This window comes from uncultured Ralstonia sp., assembly GCA_913056305.1.
In the GTDB taxonomy this organism is placed as follows: domain Bacteria; phylum Pseudomonadota; class Gammaproteobacteria; order Burkholderiales; family Burkholderiaceae; genus Ralstonia.
This window is the reverse complement of the sequence record CAJXMR010000007.1, coordinates 46,293-67,229: the sequence shown is the minus strand read 5'-3', so window position 1 is coordinate 67,229 and position 20,937 is coordinate 46,293. Positions and strand designations below refer to the sequence as shown.

The following is a 20,937-nucleotide window of genomic DNA, read 5'->3' as shown; positions in this document are numbered from 1 at the left end:
TTGCGGGCGGTTATGCAGCGGGCTACTACAGCTACAAGTGGGCCGAGGTGCTGTCGGCAGATGCCTATGCGGCCTTTGAAGAGGCCGGCAAGCTGAGCGGCTCGGTGCTCGACGCCGAGACCGGCGCGCGCTATCGCCGCGAGGTGCTGGCCGTCGGCGGCAGCCGCCCGGCGATCGAGTCGTTCACGGCCTTCCGCGGCCGCGCACCGTCGATCGACGCGCTGCTGCGCCACGGCGGCATGGTGGTGACCGCCGAGCCAGTCTGACCGGCAACGCCCTCGCCGAAACGCCGCTTCGTGCCACGCGCCGAAGCGGCGTTTTTTATTGCGGCAAGCGAAAATCCACCCGCTCCGGGCGACCCGGCAACGACAACGTTGCGTGCGGCGCAGGCGTACGCGCCACCACCTTGCCCCGCCGCATCACCAGCGTGCGCGCCGCGCGCAGGCGGACCGCCTCGATCGGGTCGCGCGCATCGAGCATCACCAGATCGGCATGACAGCCCGGGGCGATGCCGTAGCCTTCAAGGCCGAGGATGCGCGCGGGGGTTTCCGTCACCGCGGCAAAACACTGGCGCATGGCGTCCTGCCCGGTCATCTGCGCGACGTGCAGGCCCATGTGCGCCACCTCCAGCATGTCGCCAGAACCGAGGCCATACCACGGGTCCATCACGCAATCGTGGCCGAAGGCAACGTCGATGCCGGCGGCCAACAGCTCGGGCACGCGCGTCATGCCGCGCCGCTTCGGATACGTGTCGGAGCGCCCCTGTAGCGTGATGTTGATCAGCGGATTGGCGATCGCCGCCACACCCGCCTCGCGCATCAGCGGCAGCAGCTTGCTGACGTAGTAGTTGTCCATCGAGTGCATCGACGTCAGGTGCGAGCCCGCCACGCGGCCGTGCAAACCCAGGCGATGCGTTTGCGCGGCGAGCGTCTCGATGTGGCGCGAAAGCGGATCATCGGACTCATCGCAATGCATGTCGACGCGCAGGCCGCGCTCGGCCGCCAATTCGCAGAGCAGGCGGACGGACTCGGCGCCGTCGGCCATGGTGCGCTCGAAGTGTGGGATGCCGCCGACCACGTCCACCCCCATGCCGATGGCGCGCTTGAGGTTGTCGAACGCGCCGGGGCTGCGCAGCACGCCGTCCTGGGGGAACGCTACCAGTTGCAGGTCCAGGTACGGCGCGACCTGCCGCTTGACGTGCAGCAGTGCCTCGACCGCCAGCAGGCGTGCATCGCACACGTCCACGTGTGAGCGGATCGCCAGCAGGCCTCGCGCGACCGCCCAGTCGCAGTAGCGCAGTGCGCGTTCGACCAGCGCTTCCTGCGTGAGCGTCGGTTTGAGCTCGCCCCACAGCGCGATGCCTTCGAGCAGCGTGCCCGATTGGTTCACCCGCGGCAGGCCGTAGGACAGCGTCGCGTCCATATGGAAATGCGCGTCGACAAAGGGCGGCGAGACCAGCGCGCCGGCCGCGTCGATCTCTTCGGCGCCTTGCGCAGGCAGGTTGGATTGCACAGCGTCGATGCGCCCGCGTGCGATACCGATATCGATGCCGGTACGCCCGTCGGGCAGGCTGGCGTTGCGAATCACGTAATCCATGAGGACTCCCGTTCAGTCGATGCCCTCAATCTACCGCAACGCTTGATGGCACAATAGCGCTCGATTCGAACGGCGCAGCGTCGCCCCGCCGCTGCCCACTGCAAGGACCGATTCCCCATGCGCGTCGCCACCTGGAACGTCAACTCCCTCAAAGTCCGCCTGCCGCAGGTGCTGCAGTGGCTGGCCGAGCGCGAAGCCGACGCCACGCCCGTCGACCTGCTCTGCCTGCAGGAACTGAAGCTACCGGATGACCGCTACCCGCTGGCCGAGCTCGATGCCGCTGGTTATGCCTCCCTGTTCACGGGCCAGAAAACCTACAACGGCGTGGCCATCCTGGCGCGCAAGGCCGCGCTGCCCGAGGGGCGCGACGTGGTCAAGAACATCCCCGGCTTTGCCGACGAGCAGCAGCGCATCGTGGCGGCCACCTACGACGCCGCCAGCGGCCCGGTGCGGGTGATTTCCGCATACATCCCCAACGGCCAGGCGCTGGATTCTGACAAGATGGTCTACAAGATGCGCTGGCTGGCCGCGCTGCAAGACTGGTTGAAGGCCGAGATGACCGCGCACCCGCGCCTGATGCTGCTGGGCGATTTCAACATCGCCCCGGAAGATCGCGACGTGCACGACCCGAAGAAGTGGGAAGGCCAGAACCTGGTGTCGCCGGAAGAGCGCGCGGCATTTCGCGCGATGCAGGAAGCCGGCCTGGTAGACGCCTTCCGCATGTTCGAGCAGGAAGACAAGCAGTTCTCGTGGTGGGACTACCGGATGTTTGGGTTCAAGCGCAATGCCGGCCTGCGCATCGACCACATCATGCTGTCGCCCGAGCTCGCCCGCCGGTGCGAGTCGTGCCACATCGACCGTGTGCCGCGCGGCTGGGAACAGCCGTCCGACCACACGCCCGTGGTGGCCGCCCTGCGCGACGCATAAGGCAGGCACCCGGCATGGCTTCCACCTTCAAGCACCGCAACCTGCCGCACCTGCTGCTGCGCGCCCGCGAGACCTTCATGGCGCGCTTCCGCCCGATCCTGCGCGAGCATGGCGTGACGGAGCAGCAATGGCGCGTGCTGCGCACGCTCAACGACACCGGCGACATGGAGCCCAACCAGCTCGCCGACGCCTGCCTGATCCTCAGCCCGAGCCTGACGCGCATGCTGGCCACCATGGAGCAGACCGACATGATCGTGCGCACGCGCTCGTCGGTGGACCAGCGCCGGCAGACGATCTCGCTCACGCCCAAGAGCCGCAGGTTCCTGGCCGACGTGGAACCGCAGGTGGATGCGGAATACGCGCGGATCGAGTCGCAGCTCGGGCGCGCGCGACTGGATGCGCTCTATAGCGCGATCGACGAGTCTATCCAGATCATCGAGGCGCACGGCACCGACGAGCGTGTCGCCGGCGACGACTGACCGTCAATACACCGCGCCGGCTTGTGTCGGCTTACCCGCCTCGCCGCCAGAGAACGACCGTGCCAATTGCTCGGCGCTACGCGCCAGCAGCGTGACATCCGTCCCCACCGCAACAAAGGTCGCCCCGAGCGACAGATAGTGGCGCGCCTGCGCCGGATCGGCCGACAGGATGCCCGCTGCCTTGCCTGAGGCAACGATGCGACGGATGGTGTCATCGATGGTCTTGCGCACCTCGGGATGGCCGGGCTCGCCCAGGTGGCCCATCGACGCCGCCAGGTCGGCTGGGCCAATGAAGACGCCGTCCACGCCGTTCACGGCCAGGATGGCATCGAGGTGTTCCACGCCGCGCGGCGTTTCCACCTGCACCAGCGTGCACATCTCGGCGTCGGCGCGGCGGACGTAGTCGTCCACGCGGCTCCAACGGGACGCACGGGCCAGTGCGCTGCCCACGCCGCGAATGCCATTGGGCGGGTAGCGCATCGCCTCCACAGCTGCGCGTGCTTCCTCGGCGCTCTGCACCATCGGCACCAACAGCGTCTGCGCACCGATGTCGAGCAGGCGCTTGATCTCGACCGCATCGTTCCAGGCCGGGCGCACGATCGGGTGCGACGGGTACGGCGCCACCGCCTGCAATTGCGCCAGCGTCGACTGCAACTGGTTGGGCGCATGCTCGCCGTCGATCAGCAGCCAGTCGAAGCCCGCCCCGGCGACGATCTCCGCCGGATACGGATGCGCCATCGCCAGCCACAGACCGATCTGCGGCCGCTTCTCAGCCAGCGCGCGCTTGAAGTGGTTCACCGGAAGCTGCATGTCGTGGGCGTCCTGTCAGAGTTAGACGGTTAAACGAAATGGCAGGCGATGCTGCCGAGCGGGCCGTAGTCGCAGTGGAATGTATCACCGGGGCGGGCGGGCACCGGCCGAGTGAACGAGCCACCCAGGATCACCTGCCCCGGCTCCAGCGCCACGCCGTGCGGTGCCAGCTTGTTGGCCAGCCACACCACGCCGTTGGCCGGATGGTTCAGCACGCCGGCCGCCACGCCCGTCTCTTCGATGACGGCGTTGCGCGACAGGATCGCGCTCACCCAGCGCAGGTCCACATCGCGCATGCGGATTGGTCGGCCGCCCATCACCACGCCGGCGTTGGCGGCGTTGTCGGCGATGGTGTCGAACACCTTGCGCGGCCGGCCGCTGTCCGGGTCGATCGACTGCGAGCGCGCATCGATGATCTCCAGCGCCGGGATCACGTGATCCACGGCCTCGTACACATCGAACAGCGTCACCTCCGGCCCCTCCAGCCGCTTGCCGAGCACGAAGGCCAGCTCCACTTCCACGCGCGGCACGATGAAGCGCCCAGCGGGAATCTCGCTGCCCTCGGCAAAGAACATGTCATCGAGCAGCGCGCCATAGTCCGGCTCGTCGATCTGCGACGACTGCTGCATCGCGCGTGAGGTCAGGCCAATCTTGTGGCCCTTCAGACGCCGCCCTTCGGCCAGCTTCATCGCCACCCATTCGCGTTGGATGGCGTAGGCATCGTCGATGGTGATGTCCGGGTGGTCGAGCGAGACTTGGCGGATTTGCTTGCGATCGATCTCTGCTTGGTGGAGATTGCGCGCAATCAGCCGATGAGGAACATGAGGAATGTTTGACATGGATTACGCCTTGCGAAAGCGAGCATGAATGTTGTTGTGCTTGTAGCTGCCGCCCTCGTCGAACTCGGTCAGCTCCATCGACAGCGCGAGGTAGCGCTTGGCGAAGGCGTCGGCAAAATGCACCTTGATCGCTTCGAACAGCGCGTCGCAGGCGGCTTTCTTGACCTCGGCCGAGCGCCCAGCGCCGATCTTCATCGTCACGTGGACGAAGGCGTCGTCTTCCTTGCCGTCGGCAACGCGGTATTCCGTCAGCTTGATGGCGCGCGAGCGGATGCCGCCGGTCGGGAACACGCCGTTCTGCGCGATCAGCGTGGCGTTGATGGTCTCCAGCAGCTGCGGGATGCGGGCGTCGTCGCCCAGGTTGTCGGTGTATTCGACGATCACGTGCGGCATGGTGGTCTCCTGCTCATGCCCGCTGTGGCAGCGGGAAGATCGCGTTGATCTGGCCGGTGCCGGAACTCGGGAAGTAGTCGGTAACGATCTCCACGCCCTTGTCATAGGCATCCCACCCGAGCAGGCCGAGCAGCATCGCCGTGTCGTGCATGCCGCCTTCGCCGCAGCACAGCGTGGCGAACTCGGGCAGCATGGCGCAGAAGGTCTTCCAGTCGCCCTGCTTCCACAAGTCGACCACGCGCAGGTCGACCTGCTTGTAGAACTCGCGGCTGATCTTGTGGATGGCGTCTTCCGGACTGCCGTTGTCATTGAAGCGGTGCGACAGCGAGCCACTGGCGAAGAACGCCACGGTGCTGTCGCTGGCCTCGATGGCCTTGAGCAGGGCTTCGCCGAAGCGGCGGCTCTCGTCCAGTTGGTGCCATGCGCACCAGCCGGCGATCGATACGACCTTGAAATGCTGGTCGCTGTTCATGTAGCGCATCGGCACCAGCGTGCCGTATTCGAGGTCCAGGCTATTGATCTCGTGGGAGCGTGTGAACACGCCATGCTCGGTCGCCGTCTTGGCAATCAGGTGGCCCAATGCCGGGTTGCCCGGATAGCTGTAGCGCATGTCCTTGATGAAATGCGGCAGCTCATTGCTGGTGTAGACGCCCTCGAAGCGCCCGTTGCAGTTGACGTGATAGCCGGCGTTGACCAGCCAGTGCGTGTCCGACACGACGATGGTGTCGACGCCCAGGTCACGGCAGCGCTGCCCAATGATGCGGTGGCCCTCGATGGCCGCCGCGCGGCAGCCGTGATGCTTGCCGGGCAACTCCGACAGATACATCGACGGTACGTGGGTGATCTTCGCGGCCAATGCCAGCTTGCCCATGGTGTCTCCTTCCGCCCTCTAGTGCGCTAGTGCTGTGTCGTGCTGTACGTGCGGTGGCGCATCAAACGCCCCAGCGCGGGATGTGGTGGCTGCCCATCGAGATGCAGACGTTCTTGAGCTCGGCAAACACCTCCAGGCTGTACTCGCCGCCCTCGCGGCCGGTGCCCGAAGCCTTCACGCCGCCGAACGGCTGGCGCAGGTCGCGCACGTTCTGACTGTTGACGAACACCATGCCCGCCTCGATGCCGCGCGCCAGGCGATGCACCTTGCCCACGTCTTCCGTCCAGATATACGAGGCCAGGCCGTATTCCACATCGTTGGCGAGCTTCAGGCCGTCGGCCTCGTCCTTGAACGGGATCAAGCAGGCCACCGGGCCAAAGATCTCTTCCTGTGCCACGCGCATGCGGTTGTCGACGTTCGCAAGCACGGTCGGCGCGACGAAGTTACCGTTCTTCAGGTGCTCGGGCAGGCCCGCCGGTTTATCCGGGCCACCGGCCAATATCTTGGCGCCTTCCTGCTCGCCCAGGCGGATATAGCCTGTCACCTTCTCCCAGTGCGCACGCGTGATCATCGAGCCGACGTTGGTCTTCTCATCGGTCGGATCGCCCACCGTGAGGCGTTTGGCGCGCTCGGCAAACTTGCGCACGAAGTCGTCGTAGACGGTTTCCTGCACGAAGATGCGCGAGCCGGCTGTGCAGCGCTCGCCGTTGATCGAGAAGATGGTGAAGAGCGAGGCATCGAGCGCGCGGTCCAGGTCCGCATCGTCGAAGATCAGCACGGGGGATTTGCCGCCCAGCTCCATCGAGAATTTCTTCAGCCCGGCGCGTTCCATGATGCGCTTGCCGGTGGTCGTGCCGCCAGTGAACGACACCACGCGCACGTCCGGATGGCGCACCAGCGCATCACCAGCGGTGGCGCCGTAGCCCTGGACGACGTTCAGCACGCCCGGCGGGATGCCGGCTTCGAGCGCCAGACGGCCCAACTGATCCGCCGTCAGCGGCGACAGCTCTGACATCTTCAGCACCGCCGTGTTGCCCAGCGCCAGGCACGGCGCGACCTTCCAGGTGGCCGTCATGAACGGCACGTTCCACGGCGAGATCAGCGCGCACACGCCCACCGGCTGATAGAGCGTGTAGTTCAGCATCTGGTCGTCGACCGGATACGTGCGGCCATTGACCTGCGTGCAGACCTCGGCGAAGAAGTGGAAGTTCTCCGATGCGCGTGGAATGAGCTGCTTGCTGGTCTGCGTGATCGGCAGGCCGGTGTCCATGGTTTCCAGTGCGGCCAGGTGCGGCACGTTCTGCTCGATCAGCTCGCCCAGGCGGCGCATCAGCTTGGCGCGCTGCTTGGCCGGCGTGTTGGCCCAGGCCGGGAACGCCGCCTTGGCTGCGGCCACGGCCGCGTTGATCTCCGCCTCACCGCCCGACGCCACCTCGGCAATTGCCTCGCCCGTGGCCGGGTTGGTGGTGATGAAGCGCTCGGCGCTGTCGACCTGGCGGCCGTCGATCCAGTGACGGATCGGGTCCATGCTGACGGGATTCATGCGCGTGTTCATGCGGGCTCCTTGCTCGGTTGTTCGGCGACGATGGTGCTGACCAGTCGGCCGATGCCTTCAATTTCAGTGACGACCTCGTCGCCGGGTTGCGTATCGGCCAGGCCCTCGGGCGTGCCGGTCAGGATCATGTCGCCGGCGCCGAGCGTCATGAGGCTGGAGAACCATGCGATGAGCGCCGGGATGTCGAAGATCATGTCGCGCGTGCTGCCCTCCTGCGTCACGCGGCCATTGACGGTGGCACGCAGGGCGAGGTTCATGGGGTCGGGCACGTCGTCGCGGTCGACCAGCCAGGGGCCGATGGGCGTGCAGGTGTCGCGGCTCTTCACGCGCAGGTTCGGGCGGTAGTAGTTCTCGAGGTAATCGCGGATCGCGTAGTCGTTGGCCACGGTGTAGCCGGCGACGTAGTCGTAGGCGCGCTCGCGCGGCACGTTGTGCGCGGTCTTGCCGATCACCACCACCAGCTCGCACTCGTAGTGCATGAAGGCGACGCCGGCCGGGCGCACGGTGTGGGCGCGGTGGCCGATCAGCGTGTTCGGGCCCTTCAGGAACGCAAGCGGTTCCTCGGGGGCCTTGAAGGCCAGTTCCTTGGCGTGATCCGCGTAGCTCAGACCCAGCGCGAAGATCGTGCGCGGCTCCACCGGCGGCAGCCAGACCACCTCGGTTTCGTGCAGCACGCGGCCGTCGGCCAGTTGCACGCGGGTATCGTCGCCGGGTACGGCGGTGACGCGGTGGATTGCGCCGTCATAGGCGATGCGCGCGTGTTTCATTGCGTGGCCTCCTGCGCGTGGCGGACCAGATGCGTGGTCAGCGTGCCGATGTGGGTGATGTCGATATCGATACGATCGCCGGCGCGCGCCAGAGGCGGGTGATCGGGCATGCCGACCAGCAGCACGTCGCCGCGCTCCAGCGTCATGAAGGCCGTCACATCGGCAATCAGTTGAGCGATCGGGCGGACCAGCGTCGACGTGTTGGCGCGTTGCTTGGTCTCGCCGTTAATGCGCACGGCGATGTCGAGCGCATCGGCATCAGGCACGTCATTGCGGTCGATGACCCAAGGGCCGATCGGGCAGAAGCCATCGCGGCACTTGTGGCGGATCGCCGGACGGTAGTAGCTCGCGTGCGGCACGGTCAGGTCATTGACGATGGTGTAACCGGCGATCACGTCGCGCGCTTGTGACGGGTTGACGCGCGTGGCCGTGCGGCCGATCACCACACCCAGGCAGGCACCCGCCCAGACTGCATCGACATCCACGGGCAATGTCACGTCATGCCCATGGCCGATACGCGTGTTGGCCGGCTTGATATAGAGGATCGGCGCCTTGGGTGGTGCCTGATATGGCGGCGCGGACAGCGCATCGCCCAGTGCATCGATCTCGTCGCGGTAGTTGAGCAGCGCTCCCACCACCGTACCCTCCACTGGCGGCAGCCAGTGCAAACCTGCGCCCGACTCCGCGCGGCCAGCCGCCGGCGCATGCGCAAGCGTGATGTCATGGACTCGGCCGTCCGGCAATGTCACCCTGCCTCGCCGCATAAAGGTCTCCTCGTGCATCCGGGCTGGCGCACGCCCATCGCGCGCTGCCTCATTTCATTAACATGTTAATAATCTAGCGGAAGCACGGCCACTGTCAAGTCGGAAATTTCTGCAAAGGTAATGAAAAAGCCGGTCATGGAGACCGGCTTTCGGGGGACGGCGGACGTGGGCCCGCCATGCGAATGCATCGGACACGCCGATGCCTGCAAAGGCAATCGAACAGGATCAAGCGGATGCGATATGCACGACCTTGACCACCACCGGTTGCGGCAAATCTTCCAATCCATGGGCTCGCTGCACACCGTCAGCGATCAGCACGCGGGCGGCGTCCTGGATGCGTTCTCGCCCCGCTTCGAAGGCTGCCTGCAGGGACATCACCTGGTCGCTGTCCAGTCCGGCCCACAGTGCCTCGCGCGTTGCCACGCAGGTCACCTTTTCTCCGTCCACGAGTGCGTCGAACAGCAGGCCCTCGTTGTTGACGGGGTACTCCTCTTTCGATTCGAACTTGATTTCCATTTCACAGCCCTCCGATTGCAATGGACAACAGCGCACACGCCGTCGGGCGTGGAAACCGTGCGGGGGGGCCGGCACGATTTCGTTGATCTGCGTGGCTCATTTTAACCATAGGTTGCGCTTGGCGTGCGACCTCCTTCGCAAAACCCGAAAGCCCATAGCCCCTTCCGCTGCGCCACCCCAGGCAGCACCGGAGATGGCGGCTGCGCGCGACCCTCGTATATTTTTGTCAGGATGACGTGCGTCGCCCGACAGAAGCTATGTGGGGGCCACACCGAACGCTTCCTCCAAACAGGAGCGCACCATGCGATTCATTTGCCGAACAACGCAGCGCGCCGCTGCGCTAACCCTGGTTGCGATGACGACGGGTCGCCTGGCGCACGCCGCCGATTGCAGCGCGTTGCATGTGCAAAGTCCACCGCACACCGTCGCGGTGGTCGAGTTGTACACCTCAGAGGGATGCAATAGCTGCCCACCGGCGGACCGATGGTTGAGTCGCACCGCAGCCGATCCGCAGCGCTGGATTCCGCTGGCGATGCATGTGGACTACTGGGACAGCCTGGGCTGGAAAGACCCGTTCGACCGCCCGGCCTTTACCGCACGCCAGCGCGCACTGGGTGACGCAGCCCGGGCATCCACCATCTACACGCCGGAAGTATTTGTGTCAGGGCGCGAGTTCCGCCGGTGGGCGGATTCGGGCGAATTCTCGCGCGCCATCGAGGCGCGTAACGCGCGTCCGGCGATGGCAGGTATTGCACTGGATGCCGTCACCAGCAACACACCGCGCGTGGCACTGCAAACCCGCGCACGCTTCACGCTGCAGCCTGGCGCGGCATCCGGCACGGATGCGACCATCGCCTGGATCGCGCTGACGCAAAACGGCCTGATCAGCCACCCGAGCGGCGGCGAGAACGGCGGCGTGGAACTGCACCATGATCATGTGGTGCGCGAATGGATCGGGCCGATCCGGCTGAATGGACCGGCGACCAGTTGGCAAGGCGAGATCCCCCTGCCCGCCGGCGCGCGGCCGGCGGACGTGGGGCTGGCGGCGCTAATCGAACGATCGCGCGACGCGGAGATCCTGCAAGCGGTCTCCGCGCCGCTATGCCGCTGAGGCGTGATTAACGTGCGGTTTCGGAAGCCGGCGCCGCGCCGCGCTCCGGCGTATGCAGCAGCGAGCGGCTGCGCGCATAGCCGAAATACACCACCAGGCCGATCACCATCCAGACCGCGAAGGCGATCCAGGTGACGGCCTGCAGGTGGCTCATCAGGAACAGGCACAGGCCAACCGCCAGCACCGGCACCACCGGCACCCCCGGGCAGCGGAAACCGCGATGCAAGTCCGGGCGCGTGCGACGCAGCACCATCACGGCGATGGCGATCAGCGAGAAGGCGGCGAGCGTGCCAATGTTGATCAGCTCGGCCAGCACGTTGAGCGGCACGAATGCGGCGATCACCGCGAACACGATGCCGACCACCCACGTGTTGAAGAACGGTGTGGCATAGCGCGGGTGGATGTGCGACAGGCGCTTGGGCAGCAGGCCGTCACGCGACATCGCGAAGATGACGCGGGTCTGGCCGTAGGCCATCACCAGGATCACGGTCGTCATGCCGATGATGGCGCCCAGGTCGACAAACCCGGCCACCCAGCTCTCACCCGCAAACTGCAGCGCCAGCGACACCGGATGGTCCACGCCCGCGAACTTCTGGAACGGCACGATGCCGGTCATGATGCCCGCCACCAGCACGTAGAGGACCGTGCAGATCGCCAGCGAGCCGATGATGCCGATCGGCAGGTCGCGCTTGGGATTGCGCACCTCTTCGGCCGCGGAGGTCACGGCATCGAAGCCGATGAAGGCGAAGAACACGATGGCCGCCGCGCCAAACACGCCTGACACCCCAAACGGCATGAACGGCTGCCAGTTGGCGGGCTGCACGTGGCGCACACCGACGAAGATGAACAGCAGCACCACCGTCACCTTGATCGCCACCATCACGTTGTTGGCCCGCGCCGATTCGCGCACGCCAAACGACAGCACCGTGGTGATGACCAGCATGATCACCAGCGCCGGCAGGTTGAACAGCGTCTGCACGCCCGGGATCGCGCCCGGCGCGGCCGTCAGCGCCACTGGCAGGTGGAGGCCGAAACCGGCCAGCAACGATTGGAAGTAGCCAGACCAGCCCACTGACACGGCGGACGTCGCCAGGCCGTATTCGAGCATCAGGTCCCAGCCGATGATCCAGGCGACCAGCTCGCCCATCGTGGCGTAGGCGTAGGTGTAGATCGAGCCCGACACGGGAATGGTCGAGGCGAATTCTGCATAGCACAGCGCGGCAAAGCCGCATGCCAGCGCGGCGACGATGAACGACAACGTTAGCGCGGGCCCGGCGGTGAGCGCGCCGGTGCCGGTCAACACGAAGATGCCGGTGCCGATGATGGCGCCAACCCCGAGGAAGGTCAGGTCCAGCGGACCGAGGACTTTCTTCAGGCCCGTGTCGCTGCGGCTGGTGCGGATCATGTGATCCACGTTCTTGGTACGGAACAAACTCATTGACTGCGTCTCCTGTCTGCGTGCGCGTCCGGATGTGGCGGAGCGCACTGTCGCGCACGTGTGGCGCGCGGCGGCGGAATTTGCAAAAAAGCGGGCATTTTACCCGGGTGGTGACGTCCGCCCTTCTATCACCTTGATGCAGACAGGAAAATAGGACAATTCAGATCCGACCGGCATACACGACAGCGCTCGGCAACAATCGACCGCTCAGCGTGCCGGGTCAGCGTCTTCGGAGAACAGCGTTTGCTGGCGCGCATGCGCGTCGGTCTCATGCAGGCGCACGCCCACGCCCAGCAAACGCACGGGAATGCGCCGCCGCTCAAACCCCTGCGCCAGCAGCTTGGCGAATACCGGCAGCGCGACTTGCGGATAGACGCATTCCACTGTTGTGCCTCGAAAATCCGCAAAGCGCAGCTTGACGTAGGTCTTGTGAATCATGTTGCCGGCGCGGGCGCGCTCGACACGGGCGGCGAGCTGGTCGACAAGGATGGTCAGCTCGCGCTGGCAGTCGTCCAGCGTGCGCAAGTCGGTCGCATACGTCTCTTCCACGCTGACGGATTTGCGCACTTGCGAGGGCTGCACCTGGCGATGGTCAATGCCACGGCAGAGGTCATGCAGGCGAAAGCCAAACACGCCGAAATGCTGCTGCAGCCTGTCCGCGCCCCAAGCGCGCAGGTCGCCGCAGGTCTCGGCGCCCAGGCGGCGCAGCTTGGCGGCCGTCACCTTGCCCACGCCAAACAGGCGGTCGACCGGTAACGCGGCCACGAAGGCATCGACCTGCTCGGGCCGCACCACGAACAGGCCGTCGGGCTTGTTCCAGTCGCTGGCGATCTTGGCGATGAACTTGTTGGGCGCCACGCCCGCCGACACCGTGATGCCGACCTCCTCGCGCACGCGGCGGCGGATGTCCTCGGCGATGCGCGTGCCGCTGCCGGCGAGCATCGGGCTGTCGCTCACGTCGAGGTAGGCCTCATCCAGCGAGAGCGGCTCCACCAGCGGGGTGTAGCTGTGATAGATGGCAAAGATCTGGCGCGCGACCTGGCGGTACTTGTCCATGGCCGGGGGCACGATCAGCAGATCCGGGCAGCGCTTGACGGCCTGCGCCATGGGCATCGCTGAATGGATGCCGAACTTGCGGGCTTCGTAGTTGCAGGTGGCGACCACCCCGCGACGCTCCGGCCGCCCACCCACGGCGAGCGGCTTGCCACGCAGGCGCGGATCATCGCGCATCTCGATGGCGGCGTAAAAACAATCGCAGTCGCAGTGGATGATCTTTCGCACGGCGGGGCCGCGTCGGGCTGGCAGGCATTCAGGAGGAACGCAAGCGTACCAGCTTCCACCGGGTGCGCACGCAACGATGCGCAACACTGCGTTTCGCCGATGCCGCGATGCAGCATCAGCGAATGGACGGGACTTCGGCCGGGCTTAGCGGTTGATGTCGCGGCCCAGGGCGCCCAGCTCGTCGTTCAGGGCGCGCTGTTCATCGCCGGACAGGCCGCCGTAGTGCTGGCTGGCCATATCGCCGGCTTCCTGGCGGATGCGGCGCAGGCGATCACGCAGGCCGTCGGCGCGGTACGGATCCACATAGCCCTGCTGTTGACGCACATCGATGCGATGGAATTCTTCCGCGATGCGGCCTTCCACTTGCTCGAAGCGGGCGCGCGGGTCAACCGGGGCCGGGGCCGGGGCGGGCTCGCGCACCACCACCGTGCGTGTTTGCGGCGGCGGGGCCACCACGCAGCCGGCCATGGAGGCCACCAGCACAGCGCACAGGGTCAAACGCGGAAAAATCGACATGTCTTGGCTCGTGTTGTCGTTGTAGAAATGCGCAGGGCGCGCGGAAACTCGCGCTATCTTACAAACGGCTTCCCGCAAAGCTGTGACGATTGGTAACAGCGGATGACACCGACCAGGCCTCCGGCGGCTCGACCGGCGGGGGGACCTCGTCGGGCGATGGCAGGTCTGGGGGGATGCCCGGCGGCGCGGGCTCGTCGGGCGGTGGCACCGTGTGCCCAGGCCGTGTTGAGATGCGCGGCTGGCAGGCTCGATTGGCGGACATGGTTTCCCTCCAGGCAAAACGCATTGACAATCTAGTACGCGCTGTTCAAGCCAACAAGGCAACCCCGCTTTCCTCATGTACGACCTTCCGACCGCCCACTTCCAAGAACGCACCCTTGTCCGCATCGGCAATGACCGCGCCGATGGCTCCCTGCTGTTGCTCGCACCCGAGGCGGGCGGGCGGCTGGTGCGCTGGCGCCACCAGGGCGAAGAGATCCTGTACTGGCCCAACCCGGCCGACTGGTCGAATCCGGCCAAGATCCGCGGCGGCAATCCGTTGTTGTTTCCGTTCATCGGCCGGCATTTTGCCGACGGGGAACCCGGGCGCTGGCGCGACGCCAATGGCCGCATCCACGCGCTGCCGCAGCATGGCTTCGCGCGCGACCTGCCGTTTGAAGTGGAAAGCGCGGACGACACGCACATCGTCATGCTGTTGCGCGACGGTCCGCAGACGCGCTCAGGGTATCCATACGCCTTCGAATTCCGCATCGGCTACCGGTTGCTCGCCGACGGGCTGGAGGCGACGTTCTCGATCACGCATACCGCCGAGGGCGATGCGCATGCGCCGATGCCCTTCTACGCCGGCCACCATTTCTATTTCGCGCTGCCCAGCGTGGTCCGACACGCGACCACACTGCAGATGCCGCCGTCACGGCTCTCGCGCCAGCTGGCCGATGGCAGCCTGGACGCGCACGAACCCGGCCATGCGATGTACACGCTCGACAACCCGGCGCTGCAGGACCGCTACCACCTGCTCGACGGCGCGGGCGCGGCGGTGCTCGACATCCCGCCGCACACCAACGCCCCGCTGGGCCGGCGCATCCGCATCGAAGTCGACGGTGCGCTGATGCCGTGGCACGCCATCACCACCTGGACGGAAGCCGACACCTCCGACTTCTACTGCGTGGAACCCTGGATGGGGTTGCCCAATGCCATCCACCATGGCGAGGGCCTGCACCTCCTGGCCCCGGGCGACACGCGGCACGCCACCTGCCGGCTGCGCATCGCCCACCCGGGCGCGTCAGACTGAAGGCGAAGCTGACACCGACTGATACGCCTCGGTCGCGTCCATCACGCGCGCCGAGTACACCAGCGCGGCCCCGGCGTTCAGCGCCACCGCCACGCCCAGCGCCTCCGCAATCTCCTCACGCGTGGCGCCATGCTTGAGTGCCTCGGCGGTGTGCACGGTGATACAGCCGTCGCAACGCGTCGTCACCGACACCGCCAGCGCGATCAGTTCGCGCGTCTTCGCATCCAACTGACCTGTCTTCTGGCCTGCAGCCGACAGCATCTGATAGCCCTTGAGCGTGTCCGGCGAGAGCTTGCCGACCTCACCGATCCGCCCCATCAGTTCCTTCCGATACTCGACCCAGTTTTCCATGATGTGCTCCCAATCTGGCGCGGGCCCGATGCCTTTGCCGTTGGGAACAGTATTGTCTTTGGAGGCGATCCGATGAATACTTGATTTGCGCAATCTTTAGCGAGATCGTCTCAATGGATGCCTTGAGCCAGTTCGTCCAGCTCACGCGGCCGCAGGCCAGCCTCGACCTGCGCTGCCTGTTCCAGGGGCCGTTCTCGATTCCGCATGACCCGGAGCCGGATGGGCAGGTGCCGTTTCATCTGGTGCTGGCAGGCACCTGCGTGGTGGAAACGAGCGGTCAGCGCCTGACCCTGCATCCGGGTGATTTCATCCTCTTCCCCCGCGGCCACGCACACACCATCCACGACCCTGCCAGCGATGCCGACACCCCGCAGCGCCGGCCGCGCACCTCGCACGATGGCATGCTGCCGCTGCGCCAAACCGGCCGCGGCGCCGCCGACGTCGATCTGCTATGCGGGCGCTTCGTGCATGAACCCGGCTCGACCACGCTGCTGATCCGCACCCTGCCCGACCCACTGCATGTGTCGCTGCGCGACTGCGGTTCCTTCGCGGCGCTGCAAGCCGTCATCGGCCTGATGCGCGACGAAGCCGCAGCCCGCGCACCGGGCGCCCTGGCGATCGTCACAGCGTTGAGTCAGGCGCTGCTGACACTCGCGTTACGCGTACATGGCCAGCGCGAAGGTGCCGATCCCGGCACGCTTACCTTGCTGGCCGATGCGCGGCTTGGGCCCTCGGTGCAGGCGATGCTGTCCACGCCCGAGCATGCCTGGACCATCGACACCCTCGCCGACCTGGCCGCCATGTCGCGCGCCACCTACGCGCGCCAGTTCAAGGCGCGTGCCGGCATGACGGTGTGGGATTTCCTCACGCGCGTGCGCATGACGCTCGCGTGCGATCAGCTGCTGCATACGCGGCACAGTGTTGGCGAGATCGCCGCGCGTGTCGGCTACCAATCCGAAGCGGCGTTCGGCAAGGCGTTCCGGCAGCAGTTGGGAATGACGCCAGCCCGGTACCGGCGCGCGACGAGCGAGCCGCAAGCAGATGCGTGAGCCACGCGGATACCGCCGATCGAATGTCTCAGACGGGACTGCCCGAAGCGTCGTCGGAGGCCGGTGAACGGTCCCGATCCACATCAAGAAGGCTAGGATTGCCCCAGCCATTTTCGAACAGCATTTCGCGAAGCGGCTGCCGTCCGGCCCACCGCTCCTGCTCCAGCATAGGCTTGTCATAGAAGTGGTCGACATGACCGAGGCACAGCACGGCCACCGGCTTGGCACCCGGCGGCAGTTGAAGGAGTTGACCAAGCTGTCCGGGATCGAACAGGGACACCCACCCCATGCCGATCCCTTCGGCCCGAGCGGCCAGCCAGAGATTCTGGATGGCGCAGGCAACCGACGCCAGGTCCATCTCCGGCAGCGTGCGCCGCCCGAAGATGTGCCGCTCGCGATCGTCCATCAGAGCGGCCACCAGGACATCCCCACACTCCAGAATGCCTTCCACCTTGAGGCGCATGAAATCGTCCTGCCGCTCGCCCAGGGCAGCGGCAGTGCGCTGACGCTCTGCCTCGACCAGCGCGTGCACGCGCGCTCGCAAGCCTCGATCGGTAATGTGGATGAAGCGCCAGGGCTGCATGAAGCCGACGCTGGGGGCAAGATGCGCGGCCTGCAGCAACCGCGTCAGAAGCGCGGTGTCGAGCGGGGCCGGCCGAAAATGCCGCATGTCGCGCCGCTCGCGAATGACGCGGTAGACGGCATCGATGTCACTGTCGCTGTAGCGGAATGGGCTCATGACCTGAGGAGCGTCTGGGCGGGTACGCGAACGAGTCGATTGCGCGGCGTCTGTCGGGCCAACAAGGATCTGCCCGTAGAAAACAAAAAGGACTTACGGCTCATCGCCGTAAGTCCTTCAATTTCCTGGTCGGGGCGAGAGGATTTGAACCTCCGACCACCTGCACCCCATGCAGGTACGCTACCAGGCTGCGCTACGCCCCGAAAGCACAAAAGTATAACAGAGCCGCGCCCTTGCTGACTAGTGGGTCGCCGTCAGCCCTGCGATTTGTCCGCACGCAGAACGTCGAGCACCGATTGCAACGCACGACGCAAGGCCGGCACATCGACTGCGCCGCTCGTCACCATCGGCGCCGACACTGGAGCTTCGGCCTCGGGTGCCGTCTCCATCGGCACACTACCCGCGCCATGCCGCAGTTCATCCAGCCGGTTGCGCGCGCCGTTGATCGTGAAGCCCTGCTCGTACAGCAACTCGCGAATCCGCCGGATCAGCAGCACTTCATGATGCTGGTAGTAACGGCGATTGCCGCGTCGCTTGACCGGCTTGAGCTGCGTGAATTCCTGCTCCCAGTAACGCAGCACGTGCGGCTTGACGGCGCACAGATCGCTCACCTCACCGATGGTGAAGTAGCGCTTGGCAGGAATCGGCGGCAGGTTGACCCGCTCCGTATGTTTATCGGCGGCCATGGAGGGCTGGCGAAAGAGACGGGATTACGCAGCGCTGGCCGGCAGCGGCTCAACGCGCTCTTCGACGAGCGCCTTGAGCTTCTGGCTGGCGTGGAAGGTGACGACGCGGCGCGCCGTGATGGGAATGATCTCGCCGGTCTTCGGGTTGCGGCCCGGGCGCTGCGGCTTGTCACGCAACTGGAAGTTGCCGAAGCCGGACAGCTTGACGCTATCACCCTGCTCGAGCGCCTCGCGAATCACGTCGAAGAACGCCTCGACCATGTCCTTCGATTCACGCTTGTTCAAGCCAACCTGCTCGAACAGCATCTCGGCGAGCTCGGCCTTGGTGAGCGTCGGCACTTCCTGGCCGCGCGCATCACGCGCGTCAGCCAGTGCCGAAGAAGAACCGAGCGAGTCGCCCAAGGATGCCGCCAACGCGGGCGCGTGTTGATCGTTCATAGGATTCGCTTGGCGTATTCGATCCGAATGTGGAGGTTCGTTCGAGCGTTCTAGGCGCTGGCGTGGACGTCAGGCACGCAGGCGCGCGCCGAATGCATCGCCGGCCGCACGAATCAGTTGCTGGGTGGCGGCTTCGACGATCTCGTCCTGAAGGGTGCTGTCAGTATCTTGCAACGTAATTCTGAAGGCAAGGCTTTTCTCCTGCGCGCCAATCGCGGCCGTCGCGGCCTTCGGACGGAACTCATCGAACAGCACGACGCCTTGCAGATAGCGTTGCCACGGTGTGCCGACAGCCGTCTTCTCAAACGTATCGACCAGGTCCTGCACGGTCACGTCCTGGCGCACGACCAGCGCGATGTCGCGCGTCACGGCCGGCACGCGGGGCACTTCGCTGTAGGTCGGCAGACCGACTGCAGTGATGGCGTCGAGCTCCAGCTCCCACACCACCGGCGCCGTCGGCAGGTCGTACTTCTGCAGCCAACGCGGATGCAGCTCGCCAATCCAGCCGATGGCGCGGCCGTTCAGCACCACGCGTGCAGAGCGGCCCGGATGCAGCGCCGGATGTTCAACGCGCTCGAAGCGCACCTGCAGCGGCCACAGCAGCGATTCCACATCGCCCTTCACGTCGAAGAAATCGACAGCACGCGACGGCACGCCCCACTGTTCTTCCTTGGCGGGGCCGTAGGCGATGCCGCCGGCCATCATCGGCTGCGCGTAGCCCGCCACCGACAGGCCGCCATCAGCAACGCTCGCATCGCGATGGAACACGCGGCCCACTTCGAACATGCGCACGCGCGCAGCCTTGCGGTTCAGGTTGTAGCGCACCTTGTCGAGCAGGCCGCCGATCAGCGTGCTGCGCATCACCGAGTATTGGCTGGCGATCGGGTTCAGCAGCGGAATCGGGTTGGTATTACCAGCAAAGTCGGCTTCCCATTCGGTCTCGACGAAGGCGAAGTTGACGACCTCGTGGTAGTCGCGCGCGGCCACGGCGTGGCGCACGTCGTGCATGGTGCGGCGTGCCTCGTTGGTCGGGCGCATTGCGTTCTCGGCCACCGGCGGCTTGGCCGGGATCTGCTCGAAACCGTAGATGCGGGCGACCTCTTCGATCAGGTCTTCCTCAATCTCGATGTCGAAGCGATACGACGGCGGCTCGACCACGAACACATCGCCTTCCACGCTGAACGTGAGGCCCAGGCGCTTGAACACGTCCGCCACGACTTCGTGCGACAGCGGAATGCCGAGCACACGCGCGGCACGTGCCACACGCATGCGCACCGGCGTGCGCGTCGGCAGGTTGACGATGTGGTCGTCGATCGGGCCGGCCTGGCCGCCGCAGATCTCGAGGATCAGCGCGCTGATGCGCTCGATGTGTTCGACCGTGGTCGCGTAATCGACGCCGCGCTCGAAGCGATGGCCCGCATCGGTCGAAAAGTTATAGCGGCGCGCGCGGCCCTGGATGGCAGCGGGCCACCAGAATGCGGCTTCGAGGTAGATGTTCTGCGTGTCGAGCGTGACGGCGGTCTTGTCGCCGCCCATGATGCCGGCCAGGCTTTCGATGGCCTGCTCGTCCGAGATCACGCCAACCTTCTCATCGACAGCGATGGTGTCGCCGTTGAGCAGCTTCAGTTCTTCACCGGCCTTGCCCCAGCGCACTGTCAGGCCGCCGTGGATCTTGTCCAGGTCGAACACGTGCGACGGACGGCCCAGCTCCAGCATGACGTAGTTGGAGATATCGACCAGCGCCGACACACTGCGCATACCCGCGCGCTCGATACGCGAGACCATCCATGCCGGCGTCTTTGCGTGCGCGTTCACGCCACGGATGATGCGGCCCGAGAAGCGGCCGCACAGGTCCGGCGCGTCCACCTTGACCGGCAGCTTGTCGGCCAACGTCACGGCCACGGGGGCCATCGACGGCAGCGTAATCGGCGCGCCCGTCAGCGCGGACACTTCGCGCGCCACGCCGTGGATCGACAGGCAGTCCGCCTTATTGGGCGTGAGCTTGATGACGAAGATCTGGTCGTCGAGGTCCAGCACCTTGCGGATGTCTTCGCCCACCGGCGTGTTTTCCGGCAGGATCAGCAGGCCGCCATGGTCTTCCGACAGCTTCAGCTCGCGCGCCGAGCACAGCATGCCGTAGCTCTCCACGCCGCGCAGCTTGCCGATCTTGATCTTGAACGGCTTGCCGTCTTCGCCCGGCGGCAGCTCGGCGCCCACCATTGCGCACGGCACCTTGATGCCCACCGATACGTTCGGCGCGCCGCAGACGATCTGCAGCAGCTCGCCCGTGCCCGCGTCGACCTTGCAGACGTTCAGGCGATCGGCGTCCGGGTGCTTGTTCACCTCGACCACATGGCCGACAACGATCTGCGAGAACGGCGGCGCAACGGGGTCGACCTCTTCCACCTCGAGCCCGGCCATCGTCAGGCTGTGGGAGAGTTCATCGGTGGTGATCGACGGATTGACGAAACTGCGAAGCCAGGATTCCGGAAATTGCATGGCGCGACAGGAAAGAGAATT

The 20,937-nt window shown here is 65.8% G+C and carries 23 protein-coding genes and 1 tRNA gene; 6 read left to right on the top strand and 18 right to left on the bottom strand.

The genetic code is table 11. The annotated features are described in order from the left end of the window. Positions 1-266, top strand: a 266-nt coding sequence (locus QZ609_RS02600; RefSeq protein ID WP_295490671.1) for a M3 family metallopeptidase, incomplete at its 5' end; no start/stop codon positions are given. A gap of 55 nt (positions 267-321) precedes the next feature. Here the strand turns inward: QZ609_RS02600 and QZ609_RS02595 are convergent. Further along, on the bottom strand, positions 322-1,596 hold the full coding sequence (locus QZ609_RS02595; RefSeq protein WP_295490668.1) for an amidohydrolase family protein: 1,275 nt from the start codon (positions 1,594-1,596) through the stop codon (positions 322-324). A 117-nt stretch (positions 1,597-1,713) separates the two neighbouring features. Here QZ609_RS02595 and xth point away from each other — a divergent pair, with 117 nt between their 5' ends. Both xth and hpaR read left to right on the top strand, forming a co-directional pair. Continuing rightward, positions 1,714-2,523 (top strand): exodeoxyribonuclease III, encoded by an 810-nt coding sequence (gene xth, locus QZ609_RS02590; RefSeq protein ID WP_295490666.1) that lies wholly within the window; start codon positions 1,714-1,716, stop codon positions 2,521-2,523. A 14-nt stretch (positions 2,524-2,537) separates the two neighbouring features. Further along, the gene (hpaR, locus tag QZ609_RS02585; protein WP_295490663.1) at positions 2,538-3,002 is read left to right on the top strand and encodes a homoprotocatechuate degradation operon regulator HpaR; all 465 of its coding nucleotides are present in this window, start codon (positions 2,538-2,540) and stop codon (positions 3,000-3,002) included. 3 nt (positions 3,003-3,005) lie between these two features. Here hpaR and hpaI read toward each other — a convergent pair whose 3' ends face one another. The 8 genes from hpaI to QZ609_RS02545 all read right to left on the bottom strand — a co-directional run bounded on the left by hpaI (position 3,006) and on the right by QZ609_RS02545 (position 9,517). Next, positions 3,006-3,812, bottom strand: a complete 807-nt coding sequence (gene hpaI / locus QZ609_RS02580) for a 4-hydroxy-2-oxoheptanedioate aldolase (RefSeq protein ID WP_295490661.1) — start codon at positions 3,810-3,812, stop codon at positions 3,006-3,008. Between the two features lie 29 nt (positions 3,813-3,841). Beyond that, the gene (gene hpaH, locus QZ609_RS02575) at positions 3,842-4,651 is read right to left on the bottom strand and encodes a 2-oxo-hept-4-ene-1,7-dioate hydratase (RefSeq protein ID WP_295490658.1); all 810 of its coding nucleotides are present in this window, start codon (positions 4,649-4,651) and stop codon (positions 3,842-3,844) included. A 3-nt stretch (positions 4,652-4,654) separates the two neighbouring features. After that, a complete protein-coding gene (locus QZ609_RS02570) occupies positions 4,655-5,044 on the bottom strand; it encodes a 5-carboxymethyl-2-hydroxymuconate Delta-isomerase (RefSeq protein WP_295490656.1) in 390 nt (129 codons plus the stop codon). Between the two features lie 13 nt (positions 5,045-5,057). Next, positions 5,058-5,915: a 3,4-dihydroxyphenylacetate 2,3-dioxygenase gene (gene hpaD, locus QZ609_RS02565; protein ID WP_295490653.1), complete on the bottom strand. Its 858-nt coding sequence runs from the start codon at positions 5,913-5,915 to the stop codon at positions 5,058-5,060. A 61-nt stretch (positions 5,916-5,976) separates the two neighbouring features. Then, complete coding sequence (gene hpaE / locus QZ609_RS02560) at positions 5,977-7,458, bottom strand: 5-carboxymethyl-2-hydroxymuconate semialdehyde dehydrogenase (protein WP_295490681.1); 1,482 nt, start codon at positions 7,456-7,458, stop codon at positions 5,977-5,979. An 8-nt stretch (positions 7,459-7,466) separates the two neighbouring features. Beyond that, positions 7,467-8,237, bottom strand: a complete 771-nt coding sequence (locus QZ609_RS02555) for a fumarylacetoacetate hydrolase family protein (RefSeq protein ID WP_295490650.1) — start codon at positions 8,235-8,237, stop codon at positions 7,467-7,469. Continuing rightward, on the bottom strand, positions 8,234-9,001 hold the full coding sequence (locus tag QZ609_RS02550) for a fumarylacetoacetate hydrolase family protein (RefSeq protein ID WP_295490646.1): 768 nt from the start codon (positions 8,999-9,001) through the stop codon (positions 8,234-8,236). Before QZ609_RS02550 ends, QZ609_RS02555 begins: the two co-directional genes overlap by 4 nt. Before the next feature lie 225 nt (positions 9,002-9,226). Next, on the bottom strand, positions 9,227-9,517 hold the full coding sequence (locus QZ609_RS02545; RefSeq protein ID WP_295490642.1) for a DUF1488 domain-containing protein: 291 nt from the start codon (positions 9,515-9,517) through the stop codon (positions 9,227-9,229). Between the two features lie 301 nt (positions 9,518-9,818). Between QZ609_RS02545 and QZ609_RS02540 the strand changes: the two genes are divergently transcribed. Beyond that, on the top strand, positions 9,819-10,628 hold the full coding sequence (locus tag QZ609_RS02540; protein ID WP_365900782.1) for a DUF1223 domain-containing protein: 810 nt from the start codon (positions 9,819-9,821) through the stop codon (positions 10,626-10,628). Between the two features lie 7 nt (positions 10,629-10,635). On the opposite strand, the gene QZ609_RS02535 is transcribed toward QZ609_RS02540, so the two are convergent. The 3 genes from QZ609_RS02535 to QZ609_RS02525 form a co-directional block, all read right to left on the bottom strand. Beyond that, positions 10,636-12,066, bottom strand: coding sequence for an amino acid permease (locus QZ609_RS02535; protein ID WP_295490639.1), 1,431 nt, complete (start codon positions 12,064-12,066; stop codon positions 10,636-10,638). 207 nt (positions 12,067-12,273) lie between these two features. Next, positions 12,274-13,347 carry a DNA polymerase IV gene (dinB, locus tag QZ609_RS02530; RefSeq protein ID WP_295490636.1) on the bottom strand — a complete coding sequence of 358 codons (1,074 nt, stop codon included), beginning with the start codon at positions 13,345-13,347 and terminating at the stop codon, positions 12,274-12,276. A gap of 144 nt (positions 13,348-13,491) precedes the next feature. Then, positions 13,492-13,863: a hypothetical protein gene (locus tag QZ609_RS02525; RefSeq protein WP_295490633.1), complete on the bottom strand. Its 372-nt coding sequence runs from the start codon at positions 13,861-13,863 to the stop codon at positions 13,492-13,494. A 337-nt stretch (positions 13,864-14,200) separates the two neighbouring features. Here QZ609_RS02525 and QZ609_RS02520 point away from each other — a divergent pair, with 337 nt between their 5' ends. After that, positions 14,201-15,154 (top strand): aldose epimerase, encoded by a 954-nt coding sequence (locus QZ609_RS02520; protein ID WP_295490630.1) that lies wholly within the window; start codon positions 14,201-14,203, stop codon positions 15,152-15,154. Here the strand turns inward: QZ609_RS02520 and QZ609_RS02515 are convergent. Beyond that, on the bottom strand, positions 15,146-15,505 hold the full coding sequence (locus QZ609_RS02515; RefSeq protein WP_295490628.1) for a carboxymuconolactone decarboxylase family protein: 360 nt from the start codon (positions 15,503-15,505) through the stop codon (positions 15,146-15,148). The two genes, QZ609_RS02520 and QZ609_RS02515, sit on opposite strands and share 9 nt — an antisense overlap. 113 nt (positions 15,506-15,618) lie before the next feature. Between QZ609_RS02515 and QZ609_RS02510 the strand changes: the two genes are divergently transcribed. After that, on the top strand, positions 15,619-16,554 hold the full coding sequence (locus QZ609_RS02510) for an AraC family transcriptional regulator (protein WP_295490625.1): 936 nt from the start codon (positions 15,619-15,621) through the stop codon (positions 16,552-16,554). 28 nt (positions 16,555-16,582) lie between these two features. Here QZ609_RS02510 and bluB read toward each other — a convergent pair whose 3' ends face one another. From bluB to pheT, 5 genes are all read right to left on the bottom strand, one after another. Next, complete coding sequence (gene bluB / locus QZ609_RS02505; protein ID WP_295490622.1) at positions 16,583-17,293, bottom strand: 5,6-dimethylbenzimidazole synthase; 711 nt, start codon at positions 17,291-17,293, stop codon at positions 16,583-16,585. A gap of 126 nt (positions 17,294-17,419) precedes the next feature. Next, positions 17,420-17,496 (bottom strand) — tRNA-Pro (locus QZ609_RS02500). 51 nt (positions 17,497-17,547) lie between these two features. Continuing rightward, on the bottom strand, positions 17,548-17,979 hold the full coding sequence (locus tag QZ609_RS02495; RefSeq protein ID WP_295490618.1) for a MerR family transcriptional regulator: 432 nt from the start codon (positions 17,977-17,979) through the stop codon (positions 17,548-17,550). Between the two features lie 24 nt (positions 17,980-18,003). Beyond that, positions 18,004-18,417 carry an integration host factor subunit alpha gene (locus QZ609_RS02490; RefSeq protein ID WP_295490615.1) on the bottom strand — a complete coding sequence of 138 codons (414 nt, stop codon included), beginning with the start codon at positions 18,415-18,417 and terminating at the stop codon, positions 18,004-18,006. A gap of 69 nt (positions 18,418-18,486) precedes the next feature. Further along, a complete protein-coding gene (pheT, locus tag QZ609_RS02485) occupies positions 18,487-20,916 on the bottom strand; it encodes a phenylalanine--tRNA ligase subunit beta (protein ID WP_295490613.1) in 2,430 nt (809 codons plus the stop codon). Positions 20,917-20,937: the final 21 nt, after the last annotated feature.